The sequence below is a fragment of the uncultured Thalassospira sp. genome, from assembly GCF_963976115.1.
Lineage (GTDB): Bacteria > Pseudomonadota > Alphaproteobacteria > Rhodospirillales > Thalassospiraceae > Thalassospira.
In genome coordinates this window covers 1-12719 of record NZ_CAXBJJ010000005.1, presented here as the reverse complement: position 1 = coordinate 12719, position 12719 = coordinate 1, and the positions used below count along the sequence as shown (strand labels likewise).

Here is a 12719-nt window from a genome sequence, read left to right as displayed (position 1 = left end):
TTGTAACGGAGCAGGCAGATGTGGCGAGTGGTGGATATTTCGGGCGAAAACCGGCATCTGCGACTGGCGCGAAATGCTCTGGAAGTTATGGATGGGGAGGCAAAGCTGGGCCGTTTGCCGCTGGGTGATATTAATGCCGTGATTGTTCACGCCTATCGCGCCACCCTGTCCACCGATCTTGCTGCGGCGCTGGCGCGTGAAAATATTCCGCTGGTTTTGTGCGATGACAAACATATGCCGTCCTCCATCGTCTGGCCCTTTACCGGCCATTTTGAACAGGCCGACCGCATTGCGACCCAGGCCATGGCAAAACCGGCCCTGATCCGCCGGTTATGGCGCCAGATCATTCGCGCCAAAATCCGCGAGCAAGCCAACACCCTGCGCGGGGCGGACCCGGCAGGGGCTGATGCCCTGGTCAAGCTGATTGCCCTGGTCAAACCCGGCGACCCCGATAATATCGAGGCCCGGGCCGCCCGGTTTTACTGGTCGCGCCTTCTGGGCGGTGATTTTGTCCGCAACCCCGATGGCGGCGGGCCTAACGGGGTGTTGAATTATGGCTATATCGTTGTGCGATCTGCCATGGCGCGCGCGGTGGCCGCCGCCGGATTGGCCCCGGCTTTGGGCATTTTTCATACCTCCAAACGCAATCCGTTTCGTCTGGTCGATGATTTGATGGAACCGTTTCGCCCGCTGGTGGACCGGGTGGTCTATGCCAATCGCGATATGTGGGGCGACGCCGTTACACCCGATGCCAAAAAGGCGCTGGCGGCTATTGTGACCGGGGCCATTCCCACCAGCGAAGGATTATTGCCGGTTTACCGGGTGATGGGGCAAATGGCGTTTTCGCTCGCTGCTGTCTATGCGGGCCAGCGCAAGGAACTGGATCTCCCACCTCAAATCAGAATTGAAAAGCAGATGGAGATGGAGGGGCTGTAACCCGGATCAGACCGATCAGACGGACCAGCCGGGGAGCCAGGGCAAAATGGCATTATCGGGGTATCGGATCATGTGGGCTTTTGTGATGTTTGACCTGCCCGTGGTGACCAAGGCAGAAAAGCGCCGGGCGCGCAAATTTCACGATTATTTGCTTGATGAAGGTTTCGATATGAAACAGTTTTCGGTCTATTACCGCTTTTACGAAAGCCGGGCCAAGGCCGATGCCGCCAGCAAACGCATCTCGGCTAAAATCCCCGAACGCGGCATGGTCTCGATCCTGTCGGTGACCGACAAACAGTTCGGCCAGATGGTCAATTTCATGGGCAAGGTGCCGACAAAAAACGATCAAAAACCGGACCAACTGGCTCTTTTTTAAGGTGAAAATGACAGTTTTTGACTCAAAAAAATCCCGCAACACTTTGAATATGCTGCGGGATTCGGTGTTCCTATTGTAGCAGGTTCGATTTTGGATGGTAGCTACAACGCTCATAGGTCGCGGCAAAGATATCAGGCTATTGTAGCAGGTTCGATTTTGGATGGTAGCTACAACCCCTGTGGACGGTTCGCCGTTCTCAATGTATTGTAGCAGGTTCGATTTTGGATGGTAGCTACAACGGTTCAGGACCGCGCCTTTGTGAACAGTCAATTGTAGCAGGTTCGATTTTGGATGGTAGCTACAACTGCAATGGTATAATCAATTGATGCGCTGATATTGTAGCAGGTTCGATTTTGGATGGTAGCTACAACGGCTTCGCCTTCAATCAAAAACCTGACAATATTGTAGCAGGTTCGATTTTGGATGGTAGCTACAACAGGAATTGTAACGTCCGGCGTCACAATAACATTGTAGCAGGTTCGATTTTGGATGGTAGCTACAACTTAGCACGTGTTCGACGCATTCAAGGGCAGATTGTAGCAGGTTCGATTTTGGATGGTAGCTACAACTGATTGCGATTGCTGCGGAGACCGATGGTAATTGTAGCAGGTTCGATTTTGGATGGTAGCTACAACGCCGCTCACGAACGATAGCGCTGCCGTTATATTGTAGCAGGTTCGATTTTGGATGGTAGCTACAACGATTTCTTGCAGCGTGTCCGAATTTACCATATTGTAGCAGGTTCGATTTTGGATGGTAGCTACAACGGACGTGCGCGAACAATTGAAGCTTGACCGATTGTAGCAGGTTCGATTTTGGATGGTAGCTACAACCGTTTTGCAAGGCCAACCGGCACGCGACATATTGTAGCAGGTTCGATTTTGGATGGTAGCTACAACCGGGTGCGGGATATAAACGCACAAATGCGAATTGTAGCAGGTTCGATTTTGGATGGTAGCTACAACGATCGTAACCTGGACAACCCCCAAACCGATATTGTAGCAGGTTCGATTTTGGATGGTAGCTACAACGACGCCAACCGCCCTTAAACAACCCACCGTATTGTAGCAGGTTCGATTTTGGATGGTAGCTACAACCAAACAAAGACCGTGCGTGGTTTCCGCCATATTGTAGCAGGTTCGATTTTGGATGGTAGCTACAACCGTGGAGTGGTGCAGGGCTTTTCTTGTGATATTGTAGCAGGTTCGATTTTGGATGGTAGCTACAACGGCGTCCGCCGTGCAGCGGGCAACCTCAACATTGTAGCAGGTTCGATTTTGGATGGTAGCTACAACACAACATCGTTTTGCCGGTGCGTGACCGTGATTGTAGCAGGTTCGATTTTGGATGGTAGCTACAACTATTTCGGCACCAATAGCGGAACTGTTGTCATTGTAGCAGGTTCGATTTTGGATGGTAGCTACAACGGGACAAACCGCCACTTTTAACCTGCCGCTATTGTAGCAGGTTCGATTTTGTGTGCTAGAAAAACGCCTGTTTAATGCCATCAATAATGAACTGGATGGCAAGGGCGGCCAAAATCATGCCGAGCAGACGCGAGATGACGGTGGCGACCGTAGGGCTGAGACGTTTGGCGACCAGACCCGAGAGCAGGAACATGGTGAGCGCGCAGACCATGACGAGGGCGACAACGCCAATCACGCCGGTTTGCATCACGATATTATCTTTATACTTGCCCATCAGCAGCATGATCGTCGCAATCGAGCCGGGACCGGCCAGAAACGGGATTGACATCGGGAAGATGGAAACATCTTCGTAATCGTCGTCATGCGCGGCGGTTGGCGTGGGGCTGGTGCTGGTATGGGCACCGTCCTTTGCAGCCGGGCTGGCTGTGCTACTGGTCATGGTATTGGGTGCGGATGTGCCTGTGGCCGTGGCGGCGTTGGTGTGGGGTTTGCTGCCTGCACGATCCTCATTTTCTTCATGTTCGAGTTCCTGATGGACCTGTTCGGCGCGTTCGTTGCGTTTTTTGCCGCGCCGTTCAAACAGCATTTCAAGGGCGATTAAAAACAGCAAGGTGCCGCCCGAAATGCGAAAGGCGGGCATATGGATGCCGAAAATACCCAGCAGGCTTTCGCCCAGCAGAGCAAAGGCGGTCAGGATGACAAAAGATGTGATGCAGGCGCGAATGGCCATGCGGCGGCGGTGTGCGGTGCTGGTATCTTGCGTCAGCACAAGAAAAACCGGCACCAGCCCCACCGGGTCGACAATCACAAACAGGGTGACAAAGGCGGCGATCAGTTCGCTTGCCATACTGATATCGGGCATGAAATTTCCTTTTTGCGCGATGATCTGTCGATGTGAGGCCGCAGCTTTTACGCGCTCACGCCGGGATTGACGCCAGAAACGGGGCAGCACGAATTGTTTGGGGCCGTGTTGCTGTGGCTGTATGCCGCTTTGCCCCGCCTGAATCCCGGTTTATGAAACCAGCCTGCCCGATCTGGCCGGGAAAGCCAGCCCTGATTTACGCGGTTGCGCGAAAAAGGTAAATGCCAGGTTATGGTTTTTCGGTTTCAGGCGGTGAATTTTCGGGCCGGCGTTATACCCGCACCCCATGAGGATGATTTATGGAGAGCCGGTTAAATGTTTAGTCCCGGCATTTGATGGTACGTTATTTAGCCATCAATGGAAGGATGCATTATGGGACAAATTTTACACGGCAGCGCCACAACGACAAAGGCAACCCGTCGAGCGATACAAAGTAGTCAAGAGAGCCTGAGAACTCTCTCGAAACGGTATGGCATCAACAAAAAGACTGTCGCAAAGTGGAAAAAGAGAACATCGACATCGGATCTGAAGACAGGCCCGCAAGAACCAAGGTCTTCGATTTTGTCAATAGAAGACGAGGCAATCATCGTGGCTTTCCGCCGCCACACGCTGTTGCCTCTTGATGATTGTCTCTATGCGTTGCAGCCAACCGTGCCACATTTGACAAGGTCTTCTCTTCACCGTTGCCTGCAACGTCATGGTATCAGCCGACTGCCCGATGTTGAAGGCACCAAAACGGCAAGGAAGAAATTCAAATCTTACCCCATTGGCTATTTCCACATTGATATTGCTGAGGTTCGAACGGTTGAAGGAAAACTCCACTTGTTCGTTGCGATTGACCGGACCTCGAAGTTTGCTTTTGTTGAGTTGCATGCCAAAGCATCAACACGGGTGGCTGCAGAGTTCCTGAACCGCCTGATTGAAGCTGTTCCATACAAAATCCACACGATCCTCACTGATAACGGGATCCAGTTCACGACACCGGGGGCAGGTGGATCGGCTGTTGCACTCATCAGGCAAGCCATGAAAAACGGTGAGGCATTCCGTGCTCATGCGTTTGAATATGCCTGTGCTAAAGCCGACATCGATCATCGAACAACCAAACCGAAACATCCCTGGACAAACGGACAGGTCGAACGCATGAACCGAACCATCAAGGACGCGACAGTAAAGCGGTTCCATTATGACGATCATGATCAGCTGAGAAACCACCTCAATGACTTCATTGCCGCTTACAATTTTGGCAAGCGGTTAAAGACGCTCAAGGGCATGACACCTTACGAATACATCTGCAATATCTGGACAAAAGAACCGGAACGCTTCAATCTTGATCCGATCCATCAAATGCCGGGACCAAACATTTAGGCGCGATGGCACCGACGCAGGCGTGTGAAGCCTTGGCAAGGGCGCAATGTGGTTTGATGTTACGGGCGGGGCTGGTTGAAAAATCCACCGGCAAAGGGCGGCGGCAGATTACGCAGGGCCTCGATCCGGGTGGTGACGGACGGATGGGTATCGAGCAGCGCCGGGGGCTGGGTGCTGCGATAGGGGATCAGGCGCAGGGTGCGGCGGTTGATTTGGTCGATATGGGTCAGTGCATCAATCAAATCATCAGCGCCGCCCAAAAGGTCGCTGGCCCCGTGGTCGGCGGCAAATTCGCGGTCGCGGATGACCGCACGTTGCAGCAAAAAGCTGATGCTGGGGGCGGCGGCCAGGACAATCACCAGCCACAGGGGCGGGGTGCCATCGTTGAAAATGAACATAAACATCGCAAACATCGCCAGTGTCCAGGTGGTGCGATACAGGATGTCGGTCATCATCAGGATTTGGGTGTCGTTATGCCAGGCATGGGCAATTTCGTGGGCCAGCACCGCGCGCAATTGCCGGGGGGACAGGCTGTCAACGGCATCTTGCGACAAGGCAATGATGGTGCTGTCATCCTTGCCGGTTGTAATGGCATTAACCCCTTTGCCGGGCAATAAATACAGGCGCGGCACAAATGTCAGACCGGCCCGCTGGGCCAAAAGAACCGCCATTTCATGCAAGGCCGGATAGCTTTGTGCGGCCAGCGGTTTGGCGCGCAGCAACTTCATGATCGTATCGGACGACACCATCGGCCCCAGAACCACCATCAGGGCAATGGCGAAAAAGGCCGAAACCGTCATCATCGGGCCGCCAAAAATCCAGGCGCACACCACCAGTACCCCGGCCATGCTGGCCATAAGCCCGACGGTGTGGGTAACCCCGCCAGGACGCAGGGCCAGAAACCGTTGCACAGAATTGGAGAGGTCCAGCATATTATTAACCCTTTTTCGCGGAGGCCTGTTCGCAATGGCTGAAGGATACGCTTCTATCGGCGACGTTGCATGGGGCTTGATCAATACCGGGCAAATAAAACCGGGAAAATGATGCGTAAAGAGATTGCGTGAATAATGGTGTGGGCGCGACAGGGGCGAAATGCGGTCTTGCCCCTGTGCCTGCCCGCATCCTGTAGCCGAGGAGGGGCGGGCAGCAAAAGTGCCAGGTCGGCCCCCGGACCGAACAACCGTGTCAGGTTTGTTGCGGGACCGGGGTCTTGGGGGAAGGGTTAAAACACCATCTGGCTGAACCAGTAGCCGACATAACCCAGCGCCATGACAAGCATAATGGTTAACAGGACGATTTTGAACGGATTGGATTTGTCTTTCGAGGCGGAGGCATGATTGGGGGCGACCATAAGGGACTCGCAATTGTTTCTGGAATTGAAGCAATGAAAATTGGCCAGATAAGGAGGCGTTGCAAGGGTTTTAATGCCCTGATTGCCCAAAATGGTGTGCGAGGTCACAACATAACGGCTGTATAACAGCTGTAAATTCATGCAGATGATGAAGCATTGGCGCAAAAGCAATGATTTTGTTAACGCATCTTTATAAGTTTGACTAGAATAGTCGTAGAGGATTAATCCGGCGCGATAGTGCGTTCTGTTGTGTGAGGCGACAGAATGATTGCTTTTGGGGGACAGGCCGCAGGTATGCGGCAATGATATTAACGGGATCAGGATGGCCCTGCCGAAAACAGCCCACACCGGCATTTTGTCCGGACGTAACCGCGAAGGTGACCGCACCGCGCTAGAACGGATGTTCTGGCGGTCGATCGGTATTGTGGGCGGATTCAGCATGGTGATCAATTTGCTGAATATGGTGATCCCGATTTATTCGATGCAGGTCTTTGACCGGGTTCTTTCTTCGCGCAGTTTCGATACACTGTTTTTGCTGACCCTTGGCATTGCCATTGTGCTGGTCTTTATCGCCGCGATGGAGCAATTGCGCTCTCGTGTGCTGATCCGGGTGGGGACGGGGCTTGATCTGGGCCTGGGGGGCGATCTGTTTTCCCATGTGGTGGAACAGGCATCGCGCGGGGCACCCAACCGGCAACGACCCTTGCGCGATCTTTATGGTTTGCGCGGGTTTTTAACCGGGTCGGGCCCGTTTGCCCTGATCGACTTCATGTGGGCACCGGTTTATATCGGCGTGGTTTTTGTTTTTGATATCCGCCTGGGCATGGTCGCCCTGTGCGGGGCGGTGATTTTGATCCTGATTGCGGTGGCCAACGAGACGGCGGCGAAAATTTCGGTGGATCGGTCCGAACAATCGCAAAATCGTGGCATTGCCCAGGAAGAAACCTATATCCGCAATGCCGAGGCGATGGAGGCCATGGGCATGACGCCCGCGGCCCAGGCACGCTGGCAGGCCGACCAGTCCGATGCGCTGTATTGGGAAAGCCAGACCAGCCGCCGGGTGGGCACATCGACCACATTGTCGCATTTTGTCCGCTTGTCGATGCAGGTGATGTTTATCGGCACCGGGGCTTATCTGGTGCTGAGCGAAAGCATCACCATTGGCATAATGGTGGCGTCGATGATTTTGGGCATGCGCGGATTGGCCCCGTTTGATGGTGCGGTGGCGGCGTGGCGGTCCTGGACATCGGCGCGCAGTTCGTTTGAACGGCTTAACCGCATTTTGCTGGAACGCAAACCGCGTTTGCATGCGCCAGCGCCCAAGGCCAAGGGCATGGCGGTTTCGGTTGACCGGCTGGTTTTTGCCCCGCCGGGCAGCCGCAATGTGCTGTTCAAGGGGTTTTCATTTCGGGTCGGGGCCGGGCAGGTTGTCAGCATTGCCGGGTTTAACGGGGTGGGGAAAACCGCCTTGTTGAAATTGTTGATGGGCATCTGGTCGCCAGCATCGGGCTCGGTCAAACTTGACGATATCGAGGCTTCAAGGCTGGACCGCGCGCAGATCGGGCCGCAAATTGGCTATCTGGCACAAAATCCGTTTTTGTTTCCCGGCACTATTGCCGAAAACATCGCCCGGCTGGGAACAGCCTACCCGCGCGATATTGTCCAGGCCGCCGAACTGGCCGGGGCGCATAAATTCATTCTTGATTTACCCGATGGCTATGACACCCGGCTGGATCGTGGCGGTACCAACCTGTCGGGGGGGCAACGGCAACTTGTGGCACTGGCAGCGGCCCTTTATGGCAAGCCGCGCCTGTTATTGCTTGATGAACCGACGACCGCCCTGGATGAAGGGCGGATGGAATATGTCATCAACCTTATCGACATTGTGCGCCGCGCCGGGATTACCACGTTTATCGTTAGTCACGAACGCGAAGTGTTAAAGCGGGCAGATGCCATTATTGCCATGTCGGGCGGGCAGATACGGGTGGTGCCGGTGAATGTTTCGCGCATGCAAATGCCCCAGCCACCCGTTCCGGCATCGGTTGAGGCACCCGCGCCGCAACTCCCGCCCGATCATGTCGCGGCGGCGACCGGTACCCCCCGCCCGGCACCAGACGGGCAAATGCGCATTACACCGCAAAAACGGGCGGTGCCCAACCCCGAAGCTCCGCAACGCCGCAACCCCGATGCCGGGATGACCGATGATGGCGTGCGTCGCCGTGATGCACTACCGCCCGCCGCAGACAATGCTGCAAACAGCGAACAGCAGGCGATGCGCAGCACCGCTAGTGGCACTGTTAAAGTCATGCGTCCCTTGACCCCGTTGCCCCCGTCCGTGCGCAAGGATGATGGGCTGGATCGTGGCGAGGGGCCAAAGGATGTGGTGCGGCGCAAGCAGGCTGCCGCCAAGCCAGCCCGGCCGCAACGGCCCACCGATGCCGAGCTGAGTCGCGAGAAAACCGCGCGCGAGGTTGTGCGCAAGAAGGGCGAAAATGCTGCACAAAATAAGGCGCAAAATAATGCTGGCAGTGATGCTGCGCGTGCCCCCGAAGTGCCAGCCCAAGGGCGCAAACCACGCGTAAAAACCGGGGCCGATGGCCGTCCGCAATTGCGGGTGGTTGAAGGATCTGCCGGGCGCAGGCAAGGGGGTCGTCGATGAACGGCGTTGAACTGCCTTCGGTTCGAACCCTTGATACCGATGTTAAACCGTTGGTGCGTCTGGGGTTGCTGATTTTGATATTGGGGTTTGGTTCGGTTTTTTTATGGGCGGCGACAGCGCGGATTAATTCTGCGGCCATTGCCAGCGGGGTTGTTGCCCCTTTTTCCGGGCGGCAAACCATACAGCATCTTGAAGGCGGGATTATTCGTAACATTCTGGTGCGCGATGGTGCGCGGGTGGTGGCAGGCCAAACCCTGATCGAACTTGACGATACCCGTGCCCGGGCCAGTTATGATTTGCTTTATAAACGGCATCTAAGTGCGCTGGCGACCCAGGCGCGGCTGAATGCCGAACGTCAGGGGCTTGACCATGTGGTATGGCCATCTGATTTGAGCCCGGCGGCGCATAAAGAGCTTGTTTTGGCGCAAAAAGACCTGTTTGACAGCCGCACCAGTGCCTTTCGCGGCGAGAAATCGCTTTATGACGAGCGGATCAAGGAATTGCGCCGTGAAATTTCGGCCACCAACGAGCAAAAAATAGCGTCCCGGCAGCAGGTTGGTATCGTTAAAGAAGAACTGGCGATGGTAAAGCCGATGGTGGAAAAGGGCTATGCCCGGCGCACCCGGTTGTTGCAGCTGGAAAGCCGACTGGTCGATAATCTGGGCAATATTGGCCGCTTTTCCGCCGACATTGCCCGTATTGAACAACAAATTCAGCAGGTGCGCGCCAGTCAGGCCCAGCTGAGCCGCGATCATTTGGAAACGGTGAATACCGAACTGCGCGATGTGCAGGCCGATTTGTCGGATCTGACCGAACGTTTGCGCTCGGCCGAGGATATTCTCGCACGTTCCAAAATTGTTGCCCCGACCGAAGGGACTGTGACCAGCCTGAAATTTACCACCGTTGGGGGCGTTATTCCCCCTGGGGCGGCCATTTTGGAAATTGTCCCGCATAATGACCGGCTGGTGATTGAAGGGCGCATTTCGCCCAACGATATTGATGTGGTTTCACCGGGGCTTTTGGTGAATATCCGGGTAACAGCCTTTAGCCAGCGGTGGTTTGCGCCGGTGAAGGGCGAAATCGTTGATGTGTCCCCCGACCGGCTTAGCGATAGCGACGGGCGGCCCTATTTTCGGGCGCTGGTCCAAATAGACGCCGATAGCCTGGCCGAACATGAAGGCATGATCCTGTTGCCCGGTATGGCGGCTCAACTTGAGATTGTAACCGGGGCGCGGACCATTCTGGCGTATTTGTTTGCACCAATCACAGATAGTTTCCAGCGCGCCTTCCGCGAAGAATAGCCCGAGTCGCAAAATTCAGACGTTTGAAATGGCTGTTTTGACTTCCAATTCTGACACAATCTGACAATTATTTTGCTTTGATGCCGTATCATCGCGACATCGGGGGAAAAAGGCCGAAACATAAGGTTTTCCAGCGTTTCTGCTGTTGCCGCATGTGGTCGGCTTGAATATACTGCCGTATATGGGAAGTTGTAGAGTGATGCTGGCAGGGGTGCCAGTCGATCCCATGTAGGGAGTTAAAAAATTGACAGCGGCAGCCAATCAGGATGATGGCACGGGTTTTACCGACCCCAGTCTGGAAGATGTGCTTGATACGCGCGCGGAAAATGGTTCCGCAGCGGGCATTGGCGATGCGGATTCTTCTGCTTCCAAAAATGCCGGGGCACCTGCCGGGCAGCTTCCGCAATCAATTTCGACCCAGGTTTTCACAAATATTCAAAACGTCATCGGCAGTGCGTATAACGACGTGCTGATTGCCGATGGGTCAACCCTTAGCCTTGATGGCGGGGCGGGCGATGACACGCTGGTTTCTGGTGAAGGCAGCGATCATTTAACCGGCGGGCATGGCCGGGATCTGTTTGTTTTGCAGCAAGGGTTCGGTCAGACCACGATTACAGATTTTGATCCGACGCAGGATTCCCTGTCGCTCCGCGGCACGGGGGCCGAAACGGTTCAGGATCTGATCAGTCTTGCCCATGAAGATGCCGGAAATGTCGTTATCACGTTCGATAATGGCGATGTGCTGGTTCTGCAAAACCTTACCATCAAAGATCTGCAAGCGGTTTCGATCGTCGATGCCGGTGAAATTGTCGGGCTTGCCGATGGCAGGACGGTCAATTTGACCGATCTTTCATCGCTTAACGACATTCAGGGCACGGCTGGTGATGACGTGATCGCCGGGACATCGGGCGATGATGCGATCAGCGGCGGTGGTGGCAATGATGTCATAAACGGTGGCGATGGCAACGACACCCTGTCCTATTGGGGCGAGCTTGACGGTGCCAATGTTGACATGGGGGCCGGAACAGCCAGCAGCGGCAACGGCAGAGACACCACTTCATTTTCCAATATTGACAATGTCACCGGGTCAAATGGCAACGACAATTTGCGCGGCGATGCCAACGACAACATCCTTGCTGGCGCAGGCGGCGACGATACATTTTCGCCCGGCGGCGGCAATGATCAGATTGGCGGTGGCGCGGGCAATAACACCCTTGATTACAGCGATGCGACAGGCGGTGTGAAGGTCGATATGCGTTCCGGCCAGGGTGAAAACATCCCGAATAGCAGCGGCACCACGCCGGGTGAAACGACCAGTGGTGGTACCAGCGGCGCGACGAACGGCGATGCTTTAACCAATAACGGTTCTGACAATACCAGCGGGTCATCGGGGGATGATACGACGGGTAGCGGTGGCGCAACGGGTAACAGCGGCAGCGGCCAGAGTGATACGGGCAGCGGCGACACCAGCACGGAAACCGGCACCGATACGACGAGCGGGTCCGGAAATGAAACCGGATCGACGGATGGATCGGATGGATCAGGGGGGGCGTCCGGGGATACAACTGGCGACAGCCAAACGGGCGACGGATCGACCAGCAATGGCACCGGCACTGCCACGAATGGCGACAGTTCGGGCGGTGCAGGTTCTGACAATACCAGCGGGTCATCAGGGGATGATACGACGGGTAGCGGTGGCGCAACGGGTAACACCGGCAGCGGCGGCACCAACACGGAAACCGGCACCGATACGACGAGCGGGTCCGGGAATGAAACCGGATCGACGGATGGATCGGATGGATCAGGGGGGACGTCCGGGGATACATCTGGCGACAGCCAGGCGGGCGACGGATCGACCGGTGATGGTACCGGCACTGCCACGAATGGCGACAGTTCGGGCAGTGCAGGTTCTGACAATACCAGCGGGTCATCGGGGGATGACACGACGGGTAGTGGTGGCGCAACGGGTAACACCGGCAGCGGCCAGAGTGATACGGGCAGCGGCGGCACCAACACGGAAACCGGCACCGATACGACGAGCGGGTCCGGGAATGAAACCGGATCGACGGATGGATCGGATGGATCAGGGGGGACGTCCGGGGATACATCTGGCGACAGCCAGGCGGGCGACGGATCGACCGGTGATGGTACCGGCACTGCCACGAATGGCGACAGTTCGGGCAGTGCAGGTTCTGACAATACCAGCGGGTCATCGGGGGATGATACGACGGGTAGTGGTGGCGCAACGGGTAACACCGGCAGCGGCGACACCAGCACGGAAACCGGCACCGATACGACGAGCGGGGCCGGGAATGAAACCGGATCAACGGATGGATCGGATGGATCAGGGGAGACGTCCGGGGATACAACGGGCAACAGCCAAACGGGCGACGGATCGACCGGTGATGGTACCGGCACGGCCACGAATGGCGACAGTTCGGG

9 protein-coding genes and 1 CRISPR repeat array are annotated in these 12719 nt (G+C 55.7%); of the genes, 7 read left to right on the top strand and 2 right to left on the bottom strand.

Annotated features, from left to right (window positions below; all coding sequences use genetic code 11):
- Nucleotides 1-18: 18 nt before the first annotated feature.
- The 4 genes from cas1 to AAC086_RS06945 all read left to right on the top strand — a co-directional run bounded on the left by cas1 (nt 19) and on the right by AAC086_RS06945 (nt 4966).
- Nucleotides 19-936 (top strand): type II CRISPR-associated endonuclease Cas1, encoded by a 918-nt coding sequence (gene cas1, locus AAC086_RS06960; protein WP_339776949.1) that lies wholly within the window; start codon nt 19-21, stop codon nt 934-936.
- A 46-nt stretch (nt 937-982) separates the two neighbouring features.
- Entirely contained in the window at nt 983-1312 is a 330-nt protein-coding gene (gene cas2, locus AAC086_RS06955) for a CRISPR-associated endonuclease Cas2 (RefSeq protein WP_085590772.1), read from the top strand.
- A gap of 72 nt (nt 1313-1384) precedes the next feature.
- A CRISPR array of direct repeats spans nt 1385-2805; the repeat unit is 36 nt; unit sequence ATTGTAGCAGGTTCGATTTTGGATGGTAGCTACAAC.
- A 574-nt stretch (nt 2806-3379) separates the two neighbouring features.
- A complete protein-coding gene (locus AAC086_RS06950; RefSeq protein WP_339776943.1) occupies nt 3380-3637 on the top strand; it encodes a hypothetical protein in 258 nt (85 codons plus the stop codon).
- A gap of 336 nt (nt 3638-3973) precedes the next feature.
- The gene (locus AAC086_RS06945) at nt 3974-4966 is read left to right on the top strand and encodes an IS481 family transposase (protein WP_339776941.1); all 993 of its coding nucleotides are present in this window, start codon (nt 3974-3976) and stop codon (nt 4964-4966) included.
- Nucleotides 4967-5025: 59 nt separating this feature from the next.
- Here the strand turns inward: AAC086_RS06945 and AAC086_RS06940 are convergent, their stop codons facing one another.
- On the bottom strand, nt 5026-5898 hold the full coding sequence (locus AAC086_RS06940; RefSeq protein ID WP_339776938.1) for a M48 family metalloprotease: 873 nt from the start codon (nt 5896-5898) through the stop codon (nt 5026-5028).
- Between the two features lie 290 nt (nt 5899-6188).
- Complete coding sequence (locus tag AAC086_RS06935; protein ID WP_339776936.1) at nt 6189-6758, bottom strand: hypothetical protein; 570 nt, start codon at nt 6756-6758, stop codon at nt 6189-6191.
- Between AAC086_RS06935 and AAC086_RS06930 the strand changes: the two genes are divergently transcribed.
- The 3 genes from AAC086_RS06930 to AAC086_RS06920 form a co-directional block, all read left to right on the top strand.
- Entirely contained in the window at nt 6757-8976 is a 2220-nt protein-coding gene (locus tag AAC086_RS06930; RefSeq protein WP_339776933.1) for a type I secretion system permease/ATPase, read from the top strand. The two genes, AAC086_RS06935 and AAC086_RS06930, sit on opposite strands and share 2 nt — an antisense overlap.
- Nucleotides 8973-10277 carry an HlyD family type I secretion periplasmic adaptor subunit gene (locus AAC086_RS06925; RefSeq protein ID WP_339776931.1) on the top strand — a complete coding sequence of 435 codons (1305 nt, stop codon included), beginning with the start codon at nt 8973-8975 and terminating at the stop codon, nt 10275-10277. Before AAC086_RS06930 ends, AAC086_RS06925 begins: the two co-directional genes overlap by 4 nt.
- Nucleotides 10278-10521: 244 nt before the next feature.
- Nucleotides 10522-12719 (top strand): calcium-binding protein (locus AAC086_RS06920; RefSeq protein ID WP_339776929.1); only part of this gene is annotated, 2198 nt, incomplete at its 3' end.

Excerpts from the sequence above, each read along its gene's own strand:
- cas1 (WP_339776949.1), top strand. The coding sequence starts at position 19 with ATGTGGCGAGTGGTGGATATTTCGGGCGAAAACCGGCATCTGCGACTG.
- cas2 (WP_085590772.1), top strand. The coding sequence starts at position 983 with ATGGCATTATCGGGGTATCGGATCATGTGGGCTTTTGTGATGTTTGAC.
- AAC086_RS06950 (WP_339776943.1), top strand. The coding sequence starts at position 3,380 with ATGGATGCCGAAAATACCCAGCAGGCTTTCGCCCAGCAGAGCAAAGGC.
- AAC086_RS06945 (WP_339776941.1), top strand. The coding sequence starts at position 3,974 with ATGGGACAAATTTTACACGGCAGCGCCACAACGACAAAGGCAACCCGT.
- AAC086_RS06940 (WP_339776938.1), bottom strand. The coding sequence starts at position 5,898 with ATGCTGGACCTCTCCAATTCTGTGCAACGGTTTCTGGCCCTGCGTCCT.
- AAC086_RS06930 (WP_339776933.1), top strand. The coding sequence starts at position 6,757 with ATGGTGATCAATTTGCTGAATATGGTGATCCCGATTTATTCGATGCAG.
- AAC086_RS06935 (WP_339776936.1), bottom strand. The coding sequence starts at position 6,758 with ATGCTGAATCCGCCCACAATACCGATCGACCGCCAGAACATCCGTTCT.
- AAC086_RS06925 (WP_339776931.1), top strand. The coding sequence starts at position 8,973 with ATGAACGGCGTTGAACTGCCTTCGGTTCGAACCCTTGATACCGATGTT.